Genomic DNA, 20,990 nt, shown 5'->3' on the forward strand with positions numbered 1-20,990 from the left:
GCGGTGAAACGGTCGCTTTGACAGGACGGCCCGGCGGTCTATCTCGGACGGGCAGCATAAGCGGAACGTAAGAATCCGCGCCGCCCCAAGAACGCTTCCGAGGAAACGCCGTCCATGCGCCTGAAACCCGTTCTCACCCTGTGCTTTGCGGCCGGCCTGCTCGCACCGACCCTTGCGCAGGCCCAGATCCGCAACGCGCCTCCGCCCCGTGCCCTGGAATTCGCCGCTTACATCTTCGCCGCCGCCAATGTCTGCGGCTACCAGATTGGCGTCGAACAATTCGATGCTTTGCTCCAGAAGCAGAATGTCAGCGCCGCCGATGTCGGCCCGCGTGGACCTTTCGGCAACAAGGTCCAGACGATCTTCGCGCTGATGTCGAATCAGATGCAGCTGAACCGGGAGCAGGCCTGCCTGGCGGTCGCCGGCGAATACGGCCCCGAGGGCAATGTCGTGAAGAACGTGCTGCTTCCCATGGGCACAGCCACCCCACCCGCCGAAGCGAAGCCTCCGGCCGAGCCCAAACCGGCTCAGTAGGCCCCGCTATTCCGTGCACGCATCGGGACGCATTCGCGTTCCGGTGCGGGATCGCCTATATCGGATTCGTTCCAAGTCCGAAGGTTAGAGATCCATGGCGACGGCGTCGTTCGACACCGCCGGTCGCGACGTCAACGTCGTGGCCGCAATCGAGAAGCTTCCCGAGTTCCAGCCGGACGCCGTTCCGCCGGGCCGCTCGTCCCTCATCGGCCTCACCCGCGAGGAATTGAAGGGTCGCCTTGCCGCCATCGGCGTGTCGGAGCGCGAGCAGCGCATGCGCTCGGGCCAGCTCTGGCACTGGCTCAACGCGCGCGGCGCCACCGATTTCGACCAGATGACCAATGTCGGCAAGGGGCTCAAGGCCGATCTGGCGCGGGCCTACACGTTGGAGCGGCCCGAGGTCGTCACCGAGCAGATTTCCCGCGACGGCACCCGCAAGTGGCTGCTGCGCATGGCGCCCACCGGCAAGCACGACCACAATCGCGGCGCCGAGATCGAGTGCGTCTACATTCCCGGCCGGGGTCGTGGCACGCTCTGCGTCTCGTCCCAGGTCGGTTGCACCCTCACCTGCAGCTTCTGTCACACCGGCACGCAGCGTCTGGTGCGCAACCTGACCGCCGCTGAGATCACCGCCCAGGTGGTGGTGGCCCGCGACCGGTTGAACGACTGGGTCGGCCAGAACCCGGTGGCCGCTGGCGAGGACGAGACCCGCCGCGCCGTCACCAACATCGTCTTCATGGGCATGGGCGAGCCCCTCTACAACATCGACAACGTCATCGATTCCGTGGGTGTCATGTCGGACCAGGAAGGCCTCGGCCTTTCCCGTCGGCGTATCACCGTCTCCACCTCTGGCGTGGTCCCGCAGATGCAGCGGCTCGGAGTCGAGGCGCATGCCATGCTGGCGATCTCGCTCCACGCGGTGCGGGACGACCTGCGCGACACGTTGGTGCCGCTGAACCGCAAGTACCCCCTGGCCGAACTGCTTGCGGCCTGCCGCAATTATCCCGGCCTCAACAATGCCCGCCGCATCACCTTCGAATACGTGATGCTCAAGGGCGTCAACGATTCCGATGCGGATGCGCGCGAACTGGTGCGGCTGCTCAAGGGCATCCCGGCCAAGATCAACCTGATCCCGTTCAATCCCTGGCCCGGCAGCATCTACGAATGCTCCGATTGGGAGCGGATCGAGCAATTCTCCGAAATCGTCTATGAAGCCGGCTACGCGTCGCCGGTGCGGACGCCGCGCGGCCGAGACATCCTCGCCGCCTGCGGCCAGCTCAAGAGCGAGACCGAGAAGCTGCGCGCTCGCGCCCGGATGATGCTGGAAGACGGGATCGGCGCCGAGGGCGTCTATGCCGGGGCCGATGACGACGAAGGCTGAGCGCGTCCCATGCGGTTCGTCGGCCGCCTGATCTGGGCGTCTCTCGCCCTGTGTCTGGCCATTCCCTGCGGGGCCCTGGTGCTCGTCGTCGCCATCCTGTTCGATCCGGTCTCCAGCGAGGCGCTGACCCGGCTCGGCCTGTTCGGCTTCCTGCAGGGGATGACCGACCTCGCCTCCGGGATCGGACCCGACGCACTCCTCCTCCTGGCCGCCGGTATCGCCCGCGCCGGGTTCGTCCTGCTGGTGCTGCCGCCCCTCGCCATGGCGCTCATCGGCGAGGCGATGAACCTGCATAGTGCTCCGGCCTATGCCGTCGGCACGGGGCTCGCCACCGCCCTCGTGCCGTGGCTGATGCGGGGCGCGCCCGCCTCCCTCGCCGCCCACAACCTCGCCGTTGAGGGACGGGTCACGGCCCTGCTTTTCCTTGCCGGAGCGGCCGCCGGGCTGGTCTATGGCTGGATCGCCATACGCGACCGGCCTGTGGGAGCCTGAACGGGCACCGCTGCCGCTGCGTTGGCTGCGACGGGCATCGGCGCAGGATGCCTTGGGAGAGCCTCGCATGACGGATTGGGCATGACCGGACATCGCTTCAGCCTCGCCTTGGCGCTTCTCACGCTCCTGTCAGGACCAGCCCTCGCGCAAGCGGTCCCGGAACTGCCCCCGATCCCTTCCGACGATGCCCGCATCCTCCCCGTTCTCGGGACACACGGCATGGTGTCCTCGCAGGATGCCCTTGCGACCCGCGTCGGTGTCGCGATCCTCAAAGGCGGGGGCAACGCCGTGGATGCCGCCGTGGCGGTGGGCTTCGCCCTCGCGGTGACGCTGCCGCAGGCGGGCAATCTCGGAGGCGGCGGGTTCATGCTCGTTCGCCTCGCCGCCACCGGCGAGACCGTGGCCATCGATTTTCGCGAGACGGCACCCGCCGCGGCGACGGCGGACATGTTCCTCGCGCCCGACGGGCAGCCCGATCGCGGCGCATCCATTCGCACGGGCAAGGCCGTCGGTGTCCCGGGTTCCGTGCGCGGATTGGCCGAGGCGCACCGCCTCCACGGGTCGGGACGCTTCACCCTCGCCGATCTCGTCGCTCCCGCCCGTGCCCTGGCCAGGGACGGGATTCCCGTGGAGGGCGGGCTCGCCGATTCGTTGTCCCGCGCCGCCGACCGCCTCGGAAGGTGGCCTTCGAGCCGAGCCGTGTTCTTCCGAGACGGCCGACCGCTCCAGCGGGGCGAGACCCTGGTCCAGCCCGATCTCGCCGGGACCCTCACGGCCATCGCCGAACAGGGGCCCGATGCGTTCCATACCGGCCCGATCGCGGAGCGGATCGCGGCGGCGGCGAGAGATGTCGGCGGGGTGATGACGCCGGGCGACCTTGCCGCCTACCGGCCCGTGATCCGCCAGCCGGTGAAGGGCAGCTATCGCGGCTACGAGATCGTCTCGATGCCGCCACCGAGTTCCGGCGGCGTTCATCTCATCGAGATTTTGAACATCCTCGAAGGGTTCGACCTGGCCTCAATGGGCGCGGGCAGCGCCCAGGCCCTCCACACCCTCGCCGAGGCGATGAAGCCGGCCTATGCCGACCGGGCCACCTGGCTCGGCGACCCGTCTCGTTCGGAGGTGCCGGTGCGGGGCCTCACCGCCAAGGCCTATGCCGAGACCCTGCGCGCCGCCATCGACCCCGCTCGCGCCCGCCCGGCCGACGCGGTGAAGGCGGGCGACCCGCTGCCCTACGAATCCGACCAGACTACCCATTACTCGGTGGTGGACCGCGCCGGGAACGCTGTCTCCACCACCACGACCCTGAACTTCTCCTACGGGTTCGGGCTCGTGGCGGAAGGGACCGGCGTCCTCCTCAACAACGAGATGGACGATTTCTCGGCCAAGACCGGGAGCGTCAACGCCTACGGCCTCGTGGGTGGCCCGGCCAATGCCGTGGCGCCCGGGGCCCGGCCGCTTTCCTCGATGACGCCGGCCATGGTGCTCAGGGACGGACGCCTCGTCCTCGTCACCGGGAGCCCAGGCGGCAGCCGCATCATCTCCACGGTGCTGCAGGTGATCGTCAACGTCATCGATTTCCGCATGAACCTCGCCGAGGCGGTCACCGCCCCGCGCATCCATCATCAATGGCGCCCGGACGTGCTGTTCGCCGAAGACGGGCTCTCGCCGGACACCCTCGCTCTGCTTCGGGCGAAGGGGCACGCGGTGCGGGTGGGGTCGAGTTCGGGCTCGGCCAATTCGGTGTTGATGGGAAAGGGATTCGTGGCCGGGACCGCCGATACACGCCAGCGCGGAACCCTGGCCGAGGGCGAATAGGGCAGTTAGGGCCCGGCGGATGGTGCGGCGGGACTGCGCGCGCTACAGGAAGGGCATCATTCCGGGTTTCCGATGCACATCCTCCGCTCCATCGCCTTCAACATCGTCTTCTATCTCGCCACCGCCCTCATCGCGATCGGCGGCCTGCCGGCCCTCGTCTCGGAGCGGGCCTGCATCCGCGTCGCCCGGTTCTGGGCCAAGGTGAGCCTGTGGCTGCTGCGCGTGGTCGGGGGCGTGCGCGTGGAGTTCAGGGGGCTGCACCACCGCCCACCCGGCGCGCTGCTGGTAGCGTCCAAGCATCAATCCGCCCTCGAGACACTGGCCCTCGTCACCGCCTTCCCGGACTTCGCCTATATCCTCAAGCGCGAGCTGCTCTGGATCCCGCTCTTCGGCTGGTTCCTTTCCCGCTCCGGCATGGTCGCCATCGACCGGTCCAAGGGCACACGCGCCATGGCCGCCATGAACGAGGCGGCGGCGCGCGCCATCCGCGACGGACGCCAGCTCATCATCTTCCCCGAGGGCACCCGCAAGGCGCCGGGTTCACCCCCCGCCTACAAGCTCGGCATCACCCACCTGTACGCGGCCCTGGGCGTGCCCTGTCTGCCCGTCGCCCTCAATAGCGGTCTCTACTGGCCGCGCCGCCAGCTGACCCGCCGCCCCGGCACCACGGTGATCGAGTTCCTCCCCCCCATCGCTCCCGGGCTGGACCGCACGGCGTTCCTGGAGGAGATGCAGACTCGGATCGAAGCTGCCTCCGATGCCCTCCTGGCGTCCGGCCGGGCGGATCTGGCGGCACGCGGTCATGCCGTGCCCGAGACCGGTGCCGTCGCAGAACAATCCAGGACCGCGTGAGCGCTCAGTCTATCCACAGGCTGTGGATAAGCCCGTCGGAGGCACCCTGCGGAGAGCGAAAGCGCGACTCTTGACGGGTGGAAATTGTTAAGATTATTCTGGAACAAAGGGCGAACGAGAAAGCTGTCTCCGTTCTCGTGCCGCAAGGCGCGGAACACGGCTTTCACCGACGCCCATCCTCTGATCCGGAGATCCCACCGATGCGCGAAGTACGTCTCAGGACGGCGGCCAGCCTGCGTGGAACTCCTGCCCTGGTGCTGAGCGCTTGGCGCGGACGGTCCGGGCGCCGCTACGTCGTCGGCATCCACGAATTGGTCGAGCGCGAACTCGACGACATGGGCGAGGCGGTGGTGATGGCTGTGCGCCGGGATTCCGCCGGGATCGGCGAACTCATCGCCGTGACTGCGGCGGGGTCGAGCCCGCGCGAACGGCTCACCCGTAACTGGATCGCCCGTGCGCGCCATGGCGGTGCGAACGAGATGCATGTTCACCGCCTCGCCGAGGATGAGGCCGAGCGCTGCGAGATCGTGGCCGATCTTGAGGTGGACCATCCCCTGGATCAGATGATGGGCGTCGCGGCCTGAATCGGCGGGCGGCCATGCTTTCGCCGCGTTGAGACCCGCCAAAGCTCTGTCACGAAGGACCCCCTGTCGACGGCGACGGGGCTTCGAGATCGAGGCGAGCGGACGATGGCGCAGGCACCGGATTTGACGGCCAGGAAACGGCCATCGCGGACCGGCCTTTTCCTGCCCTACATCCTCCTCCTCGCCGTGGTCCTGCTCTGGAGCGCGGGCTGGTTCTGGATTCGCGGCAAGGCCGGCTCCGAGATGGATGCCTGGATCGCCCGCGAGGCTTCGGCCGGGCGCAACTGGACCTGCGCCGATCGCTCGATCAGCGGCTATCCCTTCCGGATCGAACTGCGCTGCGCCTCCCTCGCCTTCTCGCGGGCCGATAGCCGATTCACCCTCGGACCGTTGACCGCGGTGGTGCAGGTCTATCAGCCGCGCCAGGGCATCCTACAGGCGAGCGGGCCGTTCCACGTGGAACAGGACGGCCTCGTCGCCGACGCCACCTGGACGTCGTTGGAGGCGAGTTTCCACGGTACCTCGGATGGGTTCACGCGGGCCTCCCTGGCGGTGGATGGACCGAAAGTCAGCGTGAGAAATGCCGCGCCGCAGCCCATCGACGTGGTGGCCAAGCACCTCGAATTCCACGCCCGGCCGACACCTGCCCGTTTCGCCACCGAGGGGGCCGTCGATACCAGCCTGCGGCTGACGCAGGCGAACGTGCCGGTCCTCGATCCCCTCCTCGGCAATACCGCCCCCGTCGACGCGGCGCTCGACGCCACGGTGAATCGGGCCACCACCTTCCGGACCGGGCAGGTGGCGCGTGAGCTCGAAACCTGGCGCCAGGCCGGCGGCAGCCTCGACATCGCCCTGCTTTCCCTGGCGAAGGGAGATCGCCGCCTCCAGGCTCAGGGGAAGATCGCCCTCGACGACGAGCACCGCCCGGCCGGCCAGATCGATATCCGCGCCGCCGGGGTGGAGGCCCTGGTCGGTCAGATCATGGGCCAGCGTTTCGGGGCGGAGAAGGGGGCTCTGATCGGAGGCTTGGTCGGCAAGCTGCTCGGTGGCGGAAGTCGCCGCCAGGACGCCGAAGCGGCCGCAGCGTCTGCTGCGACGGGAGATCCGTCGCTCAAGGCTATGCCGCCCCTTCGGCTCGCCGACGGCCGCCTGATGCTCGGCCCGTTCCCGATTCCCAATGTTCAGGTACCACCGCTGTACTGAGAGGCCGGTAGACGGATTCGTCCCGCTGCGGATGAGATCATCATCCCACCCACGACCTCATCCTGAGGCGCGGCGACAGCCGCCTCGAAGGAGGCTTCCAGAATCCGTTGCCACAAACTGGAACCCTCCTTCGAGGCCTCCGCTTCGCTTCGTCGCCCCACGATGAGGTGGTGGGCGAGAGACGGGTAGCGCTTGCCTCGGCCGGATGAACCCTACCGTTCGTTGACCGGTTCGTCTTTCGCTGGCTCCGGCGGGGTGCGGCTGCGGCCGAAATCCGCTTCCGCGGTCTCCTGCCCGAGGGCGACGATGCCCCGGCGGATGGCGCGGGTACGGGTGAACAGGTCGAACAGCGCGTCCCCGTCACCCCAGCGGATGGCGCGGGCGAGGGCCGAGAGATCCTCGTTGAAACGGCCGAGCATTTCCAGCACCGCATCCTTGTTGGTGAGGAACACGTCCCGCCACATGGTCGGGTCGGAGGCGGCGATGCGGGTGAAGTCGCGAAACCCGCCGGCTGAGAACTTGATGACTTCCGATTGCGTCACGGCTTCCAGATCGGCGGCGGTGCCGACGATGTTGTAGGCGATGAGATGCGGCACGTGGCTGGTGATGGCCAGGACGAGGTCGTGATGCTCCGGCGTCATGCTCTCGACGATGGCGCCGAGCCCCTCCCAGAAGGCCTGGACCTGCGCCGTGGCGGCCTCGTCGGTGCCCTCTGGCGGGGTGAGGATGCACCAGCGGCCCGAGAACAGGGTCGAAAAGCCGGCATCGGGCCCGGAATACTCGGTGCCCGCCACGGGATGGGCCGGCACGAAACGGACGCTTTCCGGCAGATGGGGCGAGACGGCGGCGACCACCGAGGCTTTCACCGAACCGACATCGGACAGGATGGCACCGGGTTTCAGATGCGGCGCCATCGCCTCGGCGACGGCGCCCACCGCCCCCACCGGCACGCACAGGATGACGAGGTCGGCACCGGCAATGGCTTCGGCCTCGCCCGTCGCCTCGTCGGCGAGGCCGAGGGCCCGCACACGCTCGATCACGGCCGGGTCGCGGTCGATGGCGACGATGCTCCGCGCCAGCCCGTATTGCCGTGCCCCTCGCGCGATGGACGAGCCGATCAAGCCGAGGCCGACGATGGCGAGGCGTTCGCAGACGGGGTTCGCCTCAGGCACGGATGCCATCCTTCACGAAGGCGGTCAGTGCCGTGACGAAGGCCCGGTTCGCCTCTTCGCTGCCGATGGTGACGCGCAGGGCGTCGGGCAGCCCGTAGGAGGTCACCCGCCGCACGATGATTCCGCGCGCGGACAGATAAGCGTCGGCCTCGCCGGCGCTGCGACTCGGCTCGTCGGAAAAATGGACGAGAATGAAATTCGCGACGCTCGGGGTGACCACGAGGCCGAGCGAGGACACGACCTCGGTCATCCAGGCGAGCCACGTCTCGTTATGAGCGACCGCCGCCGCTACATGCGCCTCGTCGGCGATGGCCGCCGCCCCGGCCGCGATGGCGCTGCCCGACAGGTTGAACGGGCCGCGGATGCGGTTGACCGCATCGATCACCCCCGCCGGGCCCACCATCCAGCCGATCCGCAGGGCCGCGAGGCCGTGGATCTTCGAAAAGGTGCGGGTCATCACCACGTTTTCGGATTCGAGGACCAGTTCGAGGCCGGCGCTGTAATCGTTCGTCCGCACGTACTCGGCATAGGCCCCGTCGAGGACGAGGAGGACGTTCGGCGGTAGGCCCGCATGCAGGCGCCGGATTTCGGCGAAGGGCAGGTAGGTGCCGGTCGGGTTGTTGGGATTGGCGAGGTAGACGATCTTCGTGCGCGGCGTGACGGCGGCGAGGATCGCGTCGACATCGGCGTGAAGATCGCGCTCGGGCACCACCACGGGCGTGCCGCCGGCGGCCAGGATGGCAATGCGGTAGACCAGGAATCCGTGCTCGGTGAAGATCCCCTCGTCGCCCTCCGAGAGATAGGCGTAGGCGAGGAAGGAGAGGAGTTCGTCCGATCCGGCGCCGCAGACGATGCGGGCGGGATCGAGCCCGTAGCGGAAGGCGATGGCCTCGCGCAGGCGTGTGGAATTTCCGTCCGGATAGAGGGCGAGGCGGAACGCCTCTTCGCGCATCGCCTCGATGGCCAGCGGGCTCGGGCCGAGGGGCGTCTCGTTCGAGGAGAGCTTATGGACCTTCACCGCGCCGGGGGCGCCGCTCTTGCCGGGCACATAGGCCTCGATGGCGAGGATGCCGGGGCGGGGGACGGGACGGGACACGGAGGGAGCGGAGGACATGAGCGCGGGCCGGCTGGAGTTCAGTCTGCCCGTCTAACGCAGCTTGTCCGCCTTGACGAGAGAACCGGCCCTCGCCTGCCCTGCGTCACACCCGGAACCGGGCGGCGTGGCTGCCGATCTCGTCGAGGCTTTCCACGCTCGCACCGGCCCGTTCTAGAACCTCGCGTAATTGCCGACCGCCGACCCCGCCCGGTACGGCGAGAAGAAGGCGGTGCCCGTCCGCTGCCGTGGCGCGCGCCACCACCTCGCCGTAGAGGCCCTGCACGGCGCGGGCGCTTTCGGGCGTCCAGCTCTCGAGCCGGGCCGCGTGGAGCACCCAGTCGCGCTGGGCCGCGGCCGGATCGTCGAGGGGGTTGGCCACCACGAAGACCGGGGTTCCGGCGGGATGGGTCGGCCGCTCGATGAAGGGCAGGCGCGCGATGACCTTGGGCCGGCCTTCACCGACGAGGCCCTCCCACCACGGCGCCTCCGGGCTCGGCGGTGCGGAACCTTCGGGGTCGAGGCGGAAGATGCCGAGATCGCCGCGAGAGGCGGCCACGGCCTCGACCACCGCGGCGCAGGTGGGATGCGGCCGGTAGGGCACCGTAAATCCGAAATGGAATCGCGCCGAGTCGCGCATCGGTGCGTCGCCGCCGGACACGTCGGCATGAACGCTGAACGGGGCCTGGACCCAGGTGAAGGTGGCGATGATGACGCGCCATATCCCCTCCACGGTGTCGAGGGGGAGGAGCCCGCGATGGCGCTCGGCCACGCGCCGCATCATCGAAGCCTCGCGGCCGGGCCGGAAGGCGGAGCCGCTGGCCGAGGTGCGCTTGACCGCGATGAGCCGGTCGATGATCGAGCCGCGCTGGATCAGCAGGGCATGCATCTCCGCGTCGATCCGGTCGATCTCGGCGCGCAACTCGGCGAGGTTGTCGAGGGGCGGTGCGGGTCTCGTGGTGAAGCGCATGCGGGCTGTCGCGTCCGGCGGCGGGTATGGATCGGGTATGGATCTTGCCGACCCCGCATGAGGGAGACGGCCGATCGTGTCTACGTTTCCCGAAGCCCGAGGACCAGAGCACCGGTTGTGACCTTCTCGCGCGCGGCCCCTTTCGTTGACGCCCGTGCATACGCACATTACGCCCATCGCTACCCGGCTTCGTCGGGCACCGATGGGAATGGACCTTCGCGAAACGTCGATGGAGCGGCACCCGGCTGTTTCTTCGCATCTCCGCGGAAGCAAATCGGCGAATGACGCGCGAAGACGCCTGATGACCATGTCGCTCGATAGTCTCGCAAAGCCCGACGACGGCAATACCCGGCCGGACGGCATCCCGGCGGATGCGCCGCTCTCCCGCGACCCGCGAAGCCCTGTGGCCCTGTTCGGGCTCGACGAACCCCTGGCGATGGATGCCGGCGTCGATCTCGCGCCGTTCCGGATCGCCTACCAGACCGCCGGCACCCTCAATGCCGACCGGTCGAACGCGGTGCTCATCTGCCATGCGCTCACCGGGGACCAGCATTTCGCCCATACCCATCCGGTGACGGGAAAGCCCGGCTGGTGGGAGACGCTGGTGGGACCGGGCAAGCCCGTGGACACCGATCGCTACTTCGTCATCTGCTCGAACGTGATCGGCTCCTGCATGGGCTCCACGGGGCCGGCCTCCACCGATCCCGCAACGGGCAAGCCCTACGGCCTCGATTTTCCGCTGGTGACGATCCGCGACATGGTGCGTGGCCAGGCGATGCTCCTCGACCGGCTCGGCATCCGCGACCTGTTCCTCTGCGTCGGCGGATCCATGGGCGGCATGCAGGTGCTGCAATGGGCCGCCCTCTACCCGGACCGGGTCTTCTCAGCGCTTCCCATCGCCACCGGCGCCCGCCACTCGGCCCAGAACATCGCCTTCCACGAGGTCGGCCGTCAGGCGATCATGGCCGACCCCGCCTGGGCGGAAGGACGTTACCTCGAAGCTGGCACGCGCCCCGCCAAGGGACTCGGGGTGGCGCGGATGGGCGCGCATATCACCTACCTCTCCGAGCCGGCTCTGCACCGCAAGTTCGGCCGCCGCTTCCAGGGCGGGTCCGCGCCGACCTTCTCGTTCAACGCCGATTTCCAGATCGAGAGCTACCTGCGCCACCAGGGCCTGAGCTTCGTCGAGCGGTTCGACGCCAACGCCTACCTCTACCTGACCCGCGCCATGGATTACTTCGATCTCGCGGCCGATCATGGCGGGGTGCTCGCCAACGCATTCCGGAACACCAGGACGCGGTTCTGCGTGATGTCCTTCACCTCCGACTGGCTGTTTCCCACGGCGGATTCCCGCGCCATCGTACATGCGTTGAACGCGGCCTCGGCCTCGGTCGCCTTCGTCGAGGTCGAGAGCGACAAGGGGCACGACGCCTTCCTCCTCGACGAGCCGGTGATGTTCAACGCCGCCAAGGGCTTCATCGACGCCGCCGCCCGGGCAAGGGGCTTGTGACGTCGGTGAGTCGCGTGGCCCCCGCCCCCTGGAGCACGACCGACACGCTGCCACGCAGCGACGGCGCCCGCGTCGACCATCTCGTCGTGCTCGGCCTCGTCCCGCCCAGCGCCCGCGTCCTCGATATCGGCTGCGGCGACGGCACGCTCCTGGCGCTGCTGCGCGACCGGCGCGGCGTCGACGGGCGCGGCATCGAGCTCTCCCGCGAGGGCGTCAATGCCTGCCTCGCGCGTGGCCTGCCGGTGATCCAGGGCGACGCCGACACCGATCTCGCCAATTATCCCGACGACGCCTTCGACGTGGTGGTCCTGTCCCAGACCATCCAGGCGACGCGCAACCCGCGCATCGTCTTGGAACACCTGCTGCGGATCGGCCGGCAGGTGGTGATCTCCTTCCCGAATTTCGGCCATTGGCGGGTCCGCTCGGAACTGGCCTTCCGGGGCCGGATGCCGGTGACCGAGCTGATGCCGGAGGAATGGTACGAGACCCAGAACATCCACCATTGCACCATCCGCGACTTCGTCGGCCTATGCCGGACCGTGGGGGCCGAGATCGAGAAGGCCACTGCGCTCGACGCGCGCGGCCGGCCGATGCGGATCTCCATGCCGTGGTGGGTCTGGAACCTGTTCGGCGCGCAGGGAGTGTTCCTCCTGCGGCGCGGCGACGGAGCGTCGTCCGACCCGACATAGGGCGATCCGGACGCCCTCCAGCGAAGCGAGGGTGCGGCTGCCGGCGCCCGCCATGCGGCAATCTCCACTGATGGCCTGCATGGACGACATCCGGCATGAGGGGCGGCCGATGGCGCAGGAGGAGACATCCTATTGAGATTTGGGGATCGAGACCGGACTCGAGCGGAAGAGTCGCGTTCGCCGACGATCATGCATTTGCAGCAGGCATCGAGCGGCTGGTCCTTCGCCCTGCAACTGCTCATCGTCCTGGTCCTGCTCGTCACCGCGCAGACCTATGACGGATCGATTCACGGTCTGGGACACTGGATCGTCCTGTCCGTCTATGCCGGGGCTTCGATCCTCCTGGCGCTGCTCAGCCTGCGAACGGCACCGGGTACCGGCATCCCCGTGGGCCCGAGCCGAGGATGGCTCGGCTGGGGCTCGACCCTCCTCAATGCCAGCGTCGCGATCTACGTCCTCGTCGAGCACATGTTTCTGGGCGCCGCCGACACGGAGGAGGCAGCCGCCGCGGTCAGCCGGATCCCGGCCTTCCTGATCCTGTTGCAGACCGCGCTCACCATGCGCGTCTGGCACACCTGCCTCTTCGCCGGTCTGGTGACGGCGGGGTGGGGCGGCGCCATCTTGTTCGTCTCTCTCTCGCCCGAGAGCCACCATCTCGGGCCGCACGTCACCCTCGACGAAGAGGTGCCGGGGCTTCTCACCTTCATGGTCGCCAGCCTCGTGGTCCTCGACGGTGTGCGGCGGCTGACCTGGGCGGTGGCGGCGACGTTCCGGCTGGAGCGAGAGCGCCTGATTCTCACCCGGTTCGTCCCGGCCGCCGTCGCTGAGGATCTGGCGCAGGGCGGCGGTCCGGGCGAGGTCCAGGAGCGTCATGCCTGCCTGTTCGCCCTCGACATCCGCGGCTTCTCGGCCCTGACGCGGACACGGCCTCCCCAGCAGGTGGTGGAGGTCCTCATGGAGATGCGCGCCCTGACGCATCGGGCCGTGACGGAACGCGGCGGCATCGTCGACAAATATATCGGCGACGGCGTGCTGGCGCAGTTCCTCGTCGGCCCTCCCCAGGCGCAGGCGCGCGCGGCCTTCACCTGTGCCGAGGCGGTCCAGCTGCGGCTGGCGGCCCTCAACCGGCGCCTCGCGGAGAAAGGCCTTCCCTCGTTGCGCGTCACCATCGCGCTGCATGCCGGCGACGTCCTCGTCGGCGTCTTCGACGACGGTCATCGCGCGGAATTCACCGTGCTCGGCCCGGCGATGAACACCCTCGCGCGCATCGAGGCGCGGGCCAAGGCCGTGGACCTCCCGATCGCCATCTCGGAAGATTTCCGCGATCTCCTTGCCGGCTCCGGGGCGAGCGGTCTCAACTGGATCTCGGCTGGGACGGTGAGCGAGGCCTCCGGGCCCCGGCTCTACGCCGTCGCGCACTGAATCGTATCCGGCCCGATGCCATCGGCAGGCTCGTCACTTAATCCCGCATGGTTCGTGTGCCGTGACACGTCATGAAGGAAAAAGACTTCCTATATCAGTTTCATACAGAGCGAAGCGGGCAAAACATCTGGTCTGTACTGTAAAGGAACTTATTAAACGCCATGATGAACCGTATCGCCGCCGTCGCTACCGCTCTTGTGCTTGGCGCTGCTTCGATCTCTTCTGCAACGGCGTTCGAGCGCCCCTCGCGCTACACCTCGTTCTCGCCCTATGATGTCACCGAGACCGGCTCCCTCAGGGAGGTCAGCCGCCCGCCCGCCCGCCTATCTGGGCTGCCCGATGAGCTCGGCCGCCGAAGGCAATGCCAACCAGCAGAACTTCCCGGTCCAGCAATACGGTCAGACCTCTGGCGGAAACCGCTGCTGATCGTTTGAGACGAGAGGGACGAACATGGTTCTGAAGGGCTTTTCCTACGCCATGATCGGTGCCTTCGCGGGCGGCCTGATCTGGACGATCGTCGGCACCGCGAGCGTCTTACTGGCCTCGTAGGTCGGATCGTTCACTGAGACCGGGACGCTGTGCGGCGGGGCGAGAGCCCCGCCGTTTCCATGTCAGGGATCGCGCCGGATCTCCAGGGTGGCGACCTCGTAGGTGATCGCCGCCTCTCCCCTTTCGAACTGTCGGATGACCGTCCGCAATGCGCCGGGCGAGAGGGGACGGACGGTGCCCGGCGTTCCCGCCCCGATGGCGCGAAGCGAGCGGAGGAAGGCCCGGCCGTCCGCGTGCTTCTCGACGACCGGCTCCAGGATCACGCTGCTCGTGCAGCCATCAAATTGTAGTCGGGCCAGGGCCTCCGCCGTCGGATAGGACGGTGTCGCGGGGCGATGGCCGACGGCGTCATGTGCCGCGTGCCATTCGCGGAATGTGCCGGACGCCAGAGTCGTCACCGCGAGGAACCCGCCGGGTGCCAGCAGACCGGCGAGGCGGCCGAGCGTGCCCTCCAGATCCTCGAACCATTGCGCCGCCAGGCTCGAACAGATCAGGTCGAAGCCCGGCGCCAGGCAGGGCCGCTCGCCGTCCATGACGAGAAAGGTCAGGTCGGGCCGATGCTGCATGCGCTCACGCCCCCGCCGGATCATGGCGGGTGCCAGATCGGAGGCGACCATCATGCCGGGCTTCACACGAGCGAGGACGGCCTGCGTGAGGAAGGCGGTGCCGCAGCCGATCTCGAGAATGCGTGGCGATGGGGCGAGGGGCAGGACGGCGATGCGTTGCGCCAGCCGTCCCGCGACCTCCGCCTGGATGATTCCGGCGGCATCGTAATGATCTGCCCCGTCGAAGGCCTGGGCCACAGCCTGTTTCCAGGGACGCATCGGTGCCGTCGGCGGGGTCATCGGTCAGGCTGCGATAGCGTGGCCGGAGGGCGCGGTCGAGGGGCCGCATACCTGCCGCCTGCGGCTGTCTGCGACGCAGCCTCCTTCGTCATCCACACTCCTCCACAGGGGTGCGATCACTCCGCATCGTTGACGAACGCTTTACGAAAAGCTGCCCATTGTTCCGATATGTGGCGTAGCGTACTCGCGTTTTCCGTTCTCGGCCTCATTGGCGCAGGTCTCACCGGCTGTGGACGCAGTCCGTTCGAGAGCCGCGAGCCCTGGCGCGACCAGACCGAACAGGCCTGCAACGCCAAGCGGCTGGTGGAGACCACCGAATTCGTGACGCCGGTGAAGGAGATCGCCGGCCCGGGTGTCTGCGGCATGCTGCAGCCATACCGGATTACCCGTCTCGGCAAGGGCTCGGTCGTCCTGAAACAGCGGATGACGCTGGCCTGCCCGGCCCTGGCTGAGGCCGAGGCATGGCTGGCCGACACGATCCAGCCCGCCGCCAACCTGTATTTCGGCCAGCCCGTGGCGGAGATCAACGCGGGCTCCTATGCCTGCCGTGGACGCAACAACCAGGCCGGGGCCAAGCTCTCGGAGCATTCGTTCGGCAATGCCGTCGACATCATGTCGTTCAAGCTCGCCGACGGCTACGTCATCACCGTGAAGGGCGGCTGGCGCGGCACCGAGGCCGAGCAGGGCTTCCTGCGCGAGGTCTTCATCGGTGCCTGCGCGCGCTTCTCCACCGTGCTCGCCCCCGGCTCCAACGTCTTCCATTACGACCATATCCACGTGGATCTCGCCCGCCACGACCCGCGCGGTCTCAAGCGCATCTGCCAGCCGCTGCTGAAATTCACGCCGCAACTCGGCGCCGATGGCGTGCCTCGGCCGGTCTCGCGGCCTCGCCCGGTGGAGCGCCAGCCCGCCGCGCCGCAGGCCCCCGTCGATATCGAGGAGGACGATCCCTACGGCGTCTCGCCGATGTCCTCGAACCGGCACCCGGCGCGGACGAGCCCGCAGGTCGCCCGCGCGCCCTCCCCTGCCCTGTCCGCTGCCGTTCCGTCCGCCCGCGCGCCCTCGGCCTATGCCTCCACACCGGTGACCCGTCCGGCGCCGCGCCCGCAGACGTCCCGTCTCGCGGCGGCACCCACCTATGACGAACCCGCGCCGGGATTCTCGGCCGAACCGCTCTCCCTCGCCGCGCCCGGCCTCTCGGACCCGATCTACTGAGGGCCGGACTGTGTTCCGGCTGCCCCAGGCCGGAGCGAAAGCGACGACGCCACGGCCCTTCCGCTTGACACCGCTCGACGAGACGCCATCGTCCCGGAATGAACGGACTCCAGCGAAAAGACGCCGGCATGCGCCCGAATTCTCTCGTCACCGCCCTGGCCCTCGGCCTCGTCCTCGCGGGCAGTCTGCAACCTGCCTTCGCCCGCTCGGGCCGCGAGGAGATCACCCCAGCCGAGGAGCGTGAGTTCCCGTTCGATGGCGACATCCCCGGCTGCCAGGATTCCTCGGTGCTGGAGAAGGTGTCGAGCCAGTTCGCCGAGAAGGAGGCGAAGTTCTGGAACTCGAGCCTCACCATCGTGGGCTATGACCGGATCGAGCGGACCGCGTGGCGCCCCTGGGGGCTCGACACCTATCCCCGCCGGTTCTGCAGCGCCGTGGCGACCACCTCGGACGGGATCAAGCGCAAGGTCGATTACTCCGTGCGCGAGGGTCTCGGCCTGATCGGCGCAAGCTGGGGGGTCGAGTTCTGCGTCCACGGCCTCGACCGCAACCTCGCCTATGCCTACGCCACGGCCTGCCGCGAAGCCCGTCCGTGAGACGTGCCTCGGCGCTCGCCGCACTCTTCCTGACGGCGTTCGCCGGAACCGCGCAGGCCCAGGGCTACGGACGCGGCGGCACGCCCGGCGAGTTCGATTTCTACGTGCTGGCCCTGTCCTGGTCGCCGACCTATTGCGAAACGGCCGGGCGGCGTGACGCCGACGGCCAGTGCCGGCCGGGTCGCGGCCTCGGCTTCGTTGTCCATGGGCTATGGCCGCAATATACGCGGGGCTACCCGTCCGACTGCTCTTCCGTGGAACGCTCTCCCACCCGCCAAGCCATGGACGTGGCAGGTGAAGTTTTTCCCAGCGAGGGACTGGCTCGCCACGAATGGCGCAAGCACGGCACCTGCTCGGGCCTCGACCCGATGTCGTATTTCAAGGCTACCGCCCAGGCGCGGCAGGCCGTGACGATCCCGGCCGCCTTCGCCAAGCCCGATTCCAATACCCGCATCGCTCCCGTCGACATCGCCCGTCAGTTCGTCGCGGCCAATCGGGGCCTGCGCCCGGACATGATGTCGGTCACCTGCACCCGGGGAGAGTTGCAGGAGGTGCGGGTCTGCTTCACCAAGGACCTGCGCGGCTTCACGCCCTGCCCCGAAGTGGCGCGGCAGAATTGCCGTGCGGGCGAGATCGCCGTCGACGCGAGCCGGTGAGGCCAGGAACCTGCGCCCATGAATTACAGGCACGCCTTCCACGCCGGCAACTTCGCCGACGTGCTCAAGCACCTCGTGCTGACGCGCGTGCTCCATCATCTCCAGGCCAAGCCCACGGGCTTTCGCGCCATCGACACCCATGCGGGCCTCGGTTTCTATGACCTGACCGGCGACGAGGCCGGGCGGACAGGCGAGTGGCATGACGGCTGGGGCCGTCTCGATACCCCCTTCCCCGAAGAGGTGGAGGCGCTGTTCGGCCCCTATCGCGAGGCGGTCGCCGCCACCCAGGCACGCCACGGGGCGACTATCTATCCCGGCTCTCCGGCGATCATCCGCGAATTCCTGCGGCCCAGCGACCAGGGCGTCTTCGTCGAGTTGCACCCGGCCGATGCCGAGATCCTGCGCGAACGCTACAACCAGGATCCGCGCACCAAGGTGATGCATCTCGATGGCTGGACCGCCCTCAACGCGCTGATCCCGCCCCCCGAGCGGCGCGGGGTCGTGTTGATCGACCCGCCTTACGAAGAACTCGGCGAGGTCGACCGGCTTGGCGCGGCTCTGGCCAAGGCCGTCGCGAAATGGCCGACGGGCATCTATCTCGGCTGGTATCCGATCAAGGATGTCGGCCTCATCGACCGCATGGTGGCGGAACTGGACCGTTCGCTCTCCCGGCCCGCCCTGCGTATCGACCTAATGATCTCGGAGCCGTATCCGAACCGCCTCAATGGCAACGGCCTCATCGTCATCAATCCGCCCTGGCGTCTCGCCGACGAGGCGGCCCTTTTCCTGCCCGCTCTAGCCGAGCGGCTGGCGCGCGGAGATTACGGGGCCTTCCGCTGCGACGCGTTCGGCGTCGAAGCTTGAGTTCTTCCCTGAAGGTCGCCCCATCGATGGATTCCGCGATTCCCATCGCCAGCGCGGCGATTCCGGGCAGCATCGAGACGATGCGGCTCGTCCGCTATGACGACGCCTACTCGATCATGGTCGGCAGCGCCGAACTGATGAACGACCGGCACCGCGATTCGGAGCGGGCCCTGGCCACGGTCACCTGCGCGCGGCTCGAGGGAAATCCGGCGCCGAAGATCTTGATCGGCGGGCTCGGCATGGGGTTCACTCTGCGTGCGGCCCTCGACGCTCTCGGCCCCAAGGCGGAAGTCGTCGTGGCCGAACTGATGCCGGCGGTCATCGCCTGGGCGAACGGACCGCTTGTCCATCTCTTCACCGGGAGCCTCGACGATCCGCGCGTGACCCTGGTCGAGGCCGATGTGAACCGCCTCATCCAGTCGGGACAGGCTCAGTTCGATGCCATTCTCCTCGACGTCGACAATGGCCCCAAGGGGCTGACGCGCCGGGAGAACGACCGGCTCTACGATGGCTGGGGTCTCAAACGGGCGCATTACGCGCTGCGGGAGGGGGGAATCCTGGCCGTCTGGTCCGGGGGGCCGGACCGCCGGTTCAAGAAGCGGCTCCGCCGTTTCGGCTTCGATGTCGAAGAGCACCGCTATCCCGCCCATCCCGGCGGCCGCCGTCACGTGCTCTGGATCGCCGTGAGGATGGACGGGCACACCGAGGCGGGCCGGCGAAACGGTTAGCTCCGTCGCCGAACCGCCTCGATCTTGTCGATCTCAGTAATTGTAGGACCGGCGCGGATAGGCCTGGTTCGGTGCGTAGCCGGCTCCACGCTGCTGCACCCGCGATCCGTACTCGATCTCGCGCTGCTGCTTGGCGCGGCGATTGGCGAGATAGCGACCGCCGATGCAGCCCGCGACCGCGCCCACCACGCCGCGCTCGGCGAGGTAATGCCCGGCGAGGCCACCGATGATCGCGCCTTTGATGCAGCCTTTGGCTTCGGCCGCTCCCGTGCTTGCCACAGTGAGCAGCGCCAGGGCCGAGAGCGTTGCAACGATGCGCATGATCATCCTCCACGATTTTGCTGGGAGGAAACACCGGCCCGGAGCTTAGCGTTCCGGGCACGGCTCAGGGGGATGACGAGAAACCGCGTTGCGCGGCGCACTGGCCTCAAGCGGCGACGCGCCCTTCCAGCGGGAACACCTTGGCGGGGTTCATCAGCCATTTCGGGTCGAACACGTTGCGGACCCGCATCTGCTGGTCGAGATCGACCTGCGCATACTGGAAGCGCATGAGCTCGCGCTTCTCGATGCCGACACCATGCTCGCCGGTGAGGCAGCCGCCGACCTCGACGCAGAGCTTCAGGATCTCGTCTCCGGCGGCCTCCGCCTTTTGCAGCTCGCCCGGCTTGTTGATGTCGAAGAGGATGAGGGGATGCAGGTTGCCGTCGCCTGCATGGAACACGTTGGCGACGCGAAGCCCCTTATCGGCGCAGATCGCGCCGATGCGCTCCAGCACCAACGGTAATTGCCCGGTGGGAATCGTGCCGTCCATACAGATGTAGTCCGAGATGCGGCCCGTGGCGCCGAAGGCGGATTTGCGCCCTTTCCAGATCGCGGCGCTCTCGGCTTCGGATTTCGAGACCCTGATGCTGGTCGGCCGGTAGTCGCGGGCGATCGCCTCGATCCGGGACAGCATCGCCTCGCATTCCTCGTCCGATCCTTCGACCTCGATGATCAGCATCGCTTCGGCGTCACGCGGATAGCCGGCCTGGGCGAAATCCTCGGTGATGAGGATCGCCTCGCGATCCATGTATTCCATGGCTACCGGGATGATGCCGGCGGCGATGATCGCGGCGGTGCAGGCGCCCGCATCCTCCACCGAGGAGAAGCCGACCAGGGCCGGGCGCGCGCCTTCGGCCGCGCGCAGGATCCTCACCGTCGCTTCGGTGACGATGCCGAGCTGCCCTTCCGAGCCGCAGATCAGGCCGAGGAGATCGTAGCCGGCGCTGTCGAGATGGGCGCCGCCGATCTCTGCCACGGTGCCGTCGCTCATCACCAGGGTGACACCGAGGAGGTTGTTGGTGGTCACGCCGTATTTCAGGCAATGCGCGCCGCCCGAATTCATCGCGATGTTGCCGGCAATGGTGCAGGCGAGCTGGCTCGACGGGTCCGGCGCGTAGAAGAACCCTTCATGGCTGACCGCCCCCGAGATGGCGAGGTTGGTTAGACCCGATTCGACCCGAGCGACGCGGTTCTCGAAATCGACGTCGAGGACGCGGGTCATCTTGGCGACGCCGAGGATGATCGCGTCTTCCTGGGCGATCGCTCCGCCAGCGAGGGAGGTGCCGGCGCCGCGCGCCACCACCCGCACGCCGTTGGCGTGGCAATAGGCCATCACGGCGGAGACCTCGGCCGTGGTCGAGGGCAGGACCACCGCGAGTGGCATCTTGCGGTAGGCCGTCAGCCCATCGGTCTCGAAGGCGCGGCGCTCGTCCTCGGTCACGATCAGGGCCTCCGCCGCGACGAGGGGGCGCAGGCCGGCGATGATCGTTTCGCGG

21 protein-coding genes and 1 pseudogene are annotated in these 20,990 nt (G+C 68.2%); 16 read left to right on the top strand and 6 right to left on the bottom strand.

All coding sequences use genetic code 11. The features are described from left to right. Positions 1-114 precede the first annotated feature (114 nt). From IPV08_RS06010 to IPV08_RS06040, 7 genes are all read left to right on the top strand, one after another. Positions 115-534: a hypothetical protein gene (locus tag IPV08_RS06010; RefSeq protein WP_207411151.1), complete on the top strand. Its 420-nt coding sequence runs from the start codon at positions 115-117 to the stop codon at positions 532-534. A 94-nt stretch (positions 535-628) separates the two neighbouring features. Continuing rightward, a complete protein-coding gene (gene rlmN, locus IPV08_RS06015; RefSeq protein WP_207411152.1) occupies positions 629-1,915 on the top strand; it encodes a 23S rRNA (adenine(2503)-C(2))-methyltransferase RlmN in 1,287 nt (428 codons plus the stop codon). 9 nt (positions 1,916-1,924) lie between these two features. Beyond that, a complete protein-coding gene (locus IPV08_RS06020) occupies positions 1,925-2,407 on the top strand; it encodes a hypothetical protein (RefSeq protein WP_207411153.1) in 483 nt (160 codons plus the stop codon). An 81-nt stretch (positions 2,408-2,488) separates the two neighbouring features. Next, positions 2,489-4,225, top strand: coding sequence for a gamma-glutamyltransferase (gene ggt / locus IPV08_RS06025; protein ID WP_207411154.1), 1,737 nt, complete (start codon positions 2,489-2,491; stop codon positions 4,223-4,225). A gap of 72 nt (positions 4,226-4,297) precedes the next feature. After that, complete coding sequence (locus IPV08_RS06030) at positions 4,298-5,077, top strand: lysophospholipid acyltransferase family protein (protein ID WP_207411155.1); 780 nt, start codon at positions 4,298-4,300, stop codon at positions 5,075-5,077. A 200-nt stretch (positions 5,078-5,277) separates the two neighbouring features. Further along, positions 5,278-5,661, top strand: coding sequence for a hypothetical protein (locus tag IPV08_RS06035; protein WP_207411156.1), 384 nt, complete (start codon positions 5,278-5,280; stop codon positions 5,659-5,661). 105 nt (positions 5,662-5,766) lie between these two features. Beyond that, positions 5,767-6,864, top strand: a complete 1,098-nt coding sequence (locus IPV08_RS06040; RefSeq protein WP_207411157.1) for a DUF2125 domain-containing protein — start codon at positions 5,767-5,769, stop codon at positions 6,862-6,864. Between the two features lie 212 nt (positions 6,865-7,076). On the opposite strand, the gene IPV08_RS06045 is transcribed toward IPV08_RS06040, so the two are convergent. From IPV08_RS06045 to IPV08_RS06055, 3 genes are all read right to left on the bottom strand, one after another. Continuing rightward, positions 7,077-8,036, bottom strand: coding sequence for a prephenate/arogenate dehydrogenase family protein (locus tag IPV08_RS06045; protein ID WP_348646081.1), 960 nt, complete (start codon positions 8,034-8,036; stop codon positions 7,077-7,079). Next, positions 8,029-9,150, bottom strand: coding sequence for a histidinol-phosphate transaminase (locus tag IPV08_RS06050; protein ID WP_207411159.1), 1,122 nt, complete (start codon positions 9,148-9,150; stop codon positions 8,029-8,031). Before IPV08_RS06050 ends, IPV08_RS06045 begins: the two co-directional genes overlap by 8 nt. An 85-nt stretch (positions 9,151-9,235) precedes the next feature. Beyond that, positions 9,236-10,099 (bottom strand): chorismate mutase, encoded by an 864-nt coding sequence (locus IPV08_RS06055; protein ID WP_207411160.1) that lies wholly within the window; start codon positions 10,097-10,099, stop codon positions 9,236-9,238. A 301-nt stretch (positions 10,100-10,400) separates the two neighbouring features. On the opposite strand from IPV08_RS06055, the gene IPV08_RS06060 reads away from it, so the two are divergent. The 4 genes and pseudogenes from IPV08_RS06060 to IPV08_RS24480 all read left to right on the top strand — a co-directional run bounded on the left by IPV08_RS06060 (position 10,401) and on the right by IPV08_RS24480 (position 14,146). Further along, positions 10,401-11,609, top strand: a complete 1,209-nt coding sequence (locus IPV08_RS06060) for a homoserine O-acetyltransferase (protein WP_056423362.1) — start codon at positions 10,401-10,403, stop codon at positions 11,607-11,609. A 5-nt stretch (positions 11,610-11,614) separates the two neighbouring features. Then, positions 11,615-12,298, top strand: a complete 684-nt coding sequence (gene metW, locus IPV08_RS06065) for a methionine biosynthesis protein MetW (RefSeq protein WP_056423365.1) — start codon at positions 11,615-11,617, stop codon at positions 12,296-12,298. A 189-nt stretch (positions 12,299-12,487) separates the two neighbouring features. Continuing rightward, a complete protein-coding gene (locus IPV08_RS06070) occupies positions 12,488-13,720 on the top strand; it encodes an adenylate/guanylate cyclase domain-containing protein (protein WP_246747817.1) in 1,233 nt (410 codons plus the stop codon). 161 nt (positions 13,721-13,881) lie between these two features. Beyond that, a pseudogene (locus tag IPV08_RS24480) lies at positions 13,882-14,146 on the top strand (hypothetical protein). Positions 14,147-14,331: 185 nt separating this feature from the next. On the opposite strand, the gene IPV08_RS06075 reads toward IPV08_RS24480, so the two are convergent. Beyond that, positions 14,332-15,093 carry a methyltransferase domain-containing protein gene (locus IPV08_RS06075; protein ID WP_210348230.1) on the bottom strand — a complete coding sequence of 254 codons (762 nt, stop codon included), beginning with the start codon at positions 15,091-15,093 and terminating at the stop codon, positions 14,332-14,334. A 189-nt stretch (positions 15,094-15,282) separates the two neighbouring features. On the opposite strand from IPV08_RS06075, the gene IPV08_RS06080 reads away from it, so the two are divergent. From IPV08_RS06080 to IPV08_RS06100, 5 genes are all read left to right on the top strand, one after another. Next, a complete protein-coding gene (locus IPV08_RS06080; RefSeq protein WP_207411161.1) occupies positions 15,283-16,329 on the top strand; it encodes an extensin family protein in 1,047 nt (348 codons plus the stop codon). 128 nt (positions 16,330-16,457) lie between these two features. Then, entirely contained in the window at positions 16,458-16,925 is a 468-nt protein-coding gene (locus IPV08_RS06085; protein WP_207411162.1) for a hypothetical protein, read from the top strand. Continuing rightward, positions 16,922-17,581 (top strand): ribonuclease T2, encoded by a 660-nt coding sequence (locus IPV08_RS06090; RefSeq protein ID WP_207411163.1) that lies wholly within the window; start codon positions 16,922-16,924, stop codon positions 17,579-17,581. The genes IPV08_RS06085 and IPV08_RS06090 overlap by 4 nt, the downstream gene beginning before the upstream one ends. 18 nt (positions 17,582-17,599) lie before the next feature. Then, positions 17,600-18,445, top strand: a complete 846-nt coding sequence (gene rlmJ, locus IPV08_RS06095; protein ID WP_207411164.1) for a 23S rRNA (adenine(2030)-N(6))-methyltransferase RlmJ — start codon at positions 17,600-17,602, stop codon at positions 18,443-18,445. Between the two features lie 26 nt (positions 18,446-18,471). Beyond that, the gene (locus IPV08_RS06100; protein ID WP_207411180.1) at positions 18,472-19,173 is read left to right on the top strand and encodes a hypothetical protein; all 702 of its coding nucleotides are present in this window, start codon (positions 18,472-18,474) and stop codon (positions 19,171-19,173) included. Positions 19,174-19,206: 33 nt separating this feature from the next. Here IPV08_RS06100 and IPV08_RS06105 read toward each other — a convergent pair whose 3' ends face one another. Together IPV08_RS06105 and IPV08_RS06110 are read right to left on the bottom strand one after the other, a co-directional pair. After that, a complete protein-coding gene (locus IPV08_RS06105; protein ID WP_026176297.1) occupies positions 19,207-19,494 on the bottom strand; it encodes a hypothetical protein in 288 nt (95 codons plus the stop codon). Between the two features lie 106 nt (positions 19,495-19,600). Then, positions 19,601-20,990 (bottom strand): FAD-linked oxidase C-terminal domain-containing protein (locus tag IPV08_RS06110; RefSeq protein ID WP_207411165.1); only part of this gene is annotated, 1,390 nt, incomplete at its 5' end.

Source organism: Methylobacterium sp. SD274 (assembly GCF_017355285.1).
Taxonomy (GTDB): Bacteria; Pseudomonadota; Alphaproteobacteria; order Rhizobiales; family Beijerinckiaceae; genus Methylobacterium.

What these genes read in the sequence shown, in the direction of transcription:
- IPV08_RS06010 (WP_207411151.1), top strand. Translation starts at nt 115, where the DNA reads ATGCGCCTGAAACCCGTTCTCACCCTGTGCTTTGCGGCCGGCCTGCTC.
- rlmN (WP_207411152.1), top strand. Translation starts at nt 629, where the DNA reads ATGGCGACGGCGTCGTTCGACACCGCCGGTCGCGACGTCAACGTCGTG.
- IPV08_RS06020 (WP_207411153.1), top strand. Translation starts at nt 1,925, where the DNA reads ATGCGGTTCGTCGGCCGCCTGATCTGGGCGTCTCTCGCCCTGTGTCTG.
- ggt (WP_207411154.1), top strand. Translation starts at nt 2,489, where the DNA reads ATGACCGGACATCGCTTCAGCCTCGCCTTGGCGCTTCTCACGCTCCTG.
- IPV08_RS06030 (WP_207411155.1), top strand. Translation starts at nt 4,298, where the DNA reads ATGCACATCCTCCGCTCCATCGCCTTCAACATCGTCTTCTATCTCGCC.
- IPV08_RS06035 (WP_207411156.1), top strand. Translation starts at nt 5,278, where the DNA reads ATGCGCGAAGTACGTCTCAGGACGGCGGCCAGCCTGCGTGGAACTCCT.
- IPV08_RS06040 (WP_207411157.1), top strand. Translation starts at nt 5,767, where the DNA reads ATGGCGCAGGCACCGGATTTGACGGCCAGGAAACGGCCATCGCGGACC.
- IPV08_RS06050 (WP_207411159.1), bottom strand. Translation starts at nt 9,150, where the DNA reads ATGTCCTCCGCTCCCTCCGTGTCCCGTCCCGTCCCCCGCCCCGGCATC.
- IPV08_RS06055 (WP_207411160.1), bottom strand. Translation starts at nt 10,099, where the DNA reads ATGCGCTTCACCACGAGACCCGCACCGCCCCTCGACAACCTCGCCGAG.
- IPV08_RS06060 (WP_056423362.1), top strand. Translation starts at nt 10,401, where the DNA reads ATGACCATGTCGCTCGATAGTCTCGCAAAGCCCGACGACGGCAATACC.
- IPV08_RS06070 (WP_246747817.1), top strand. Translation starts at nt 12,488, where the DNA reads ATGCATTTGCAGCAGGCATCGAGCGGCTGGTCCTTCGCCCTGCAACTG.
- IPV08_RS06075 (WP_210348230.1), bottom strand. Translation starts at nt 15,093, where the DNA reads ATGCGTCCCTGGAAACAGGCTGTGGCCCAGGCCTTCGACGGGGCAGAT.
- IPV08_RS06080 (WP_207411161.1), top strand. Translation starts at nt 15,283, where the DNA reads ATGTGGCGTAGCGTACTCGCGTTTTCCGTTCTCGGCCTCATTGGCGCA.
- IPV08_RS06085 (WP_207411162.1), top strand. Translation starts at nt 16,458, where the DNA reads ATGCGCCCGAATTCTCTCGTCACCGCCCTGGCCCTCGGCCTCGTCCTC.
- rlmJ (WP_207411164.1), top strand. Translation starts at nt 17,600, where the DNA reads ATGAATTACAGGCACGCCTTCCACGCCGGCAACTTCGCCGACGTGCTC.
- IPV08_RS06100 (WP_207411180.1), top strand. Translation starts at nt 18,472, where the DNA reads ATGGATTCCGCGATTCCCATCGCCAGCGCGGCGATTCCGGGCAGCATC.
- IPV08_RS06105 (WP_026176297.1), bottom strand. Translation starts at nt 19,494, where the DNA reads ATGCGCATCGTTGCAACGCTCTCGGCCCTGGCGCTGCTCACTGTGGCA.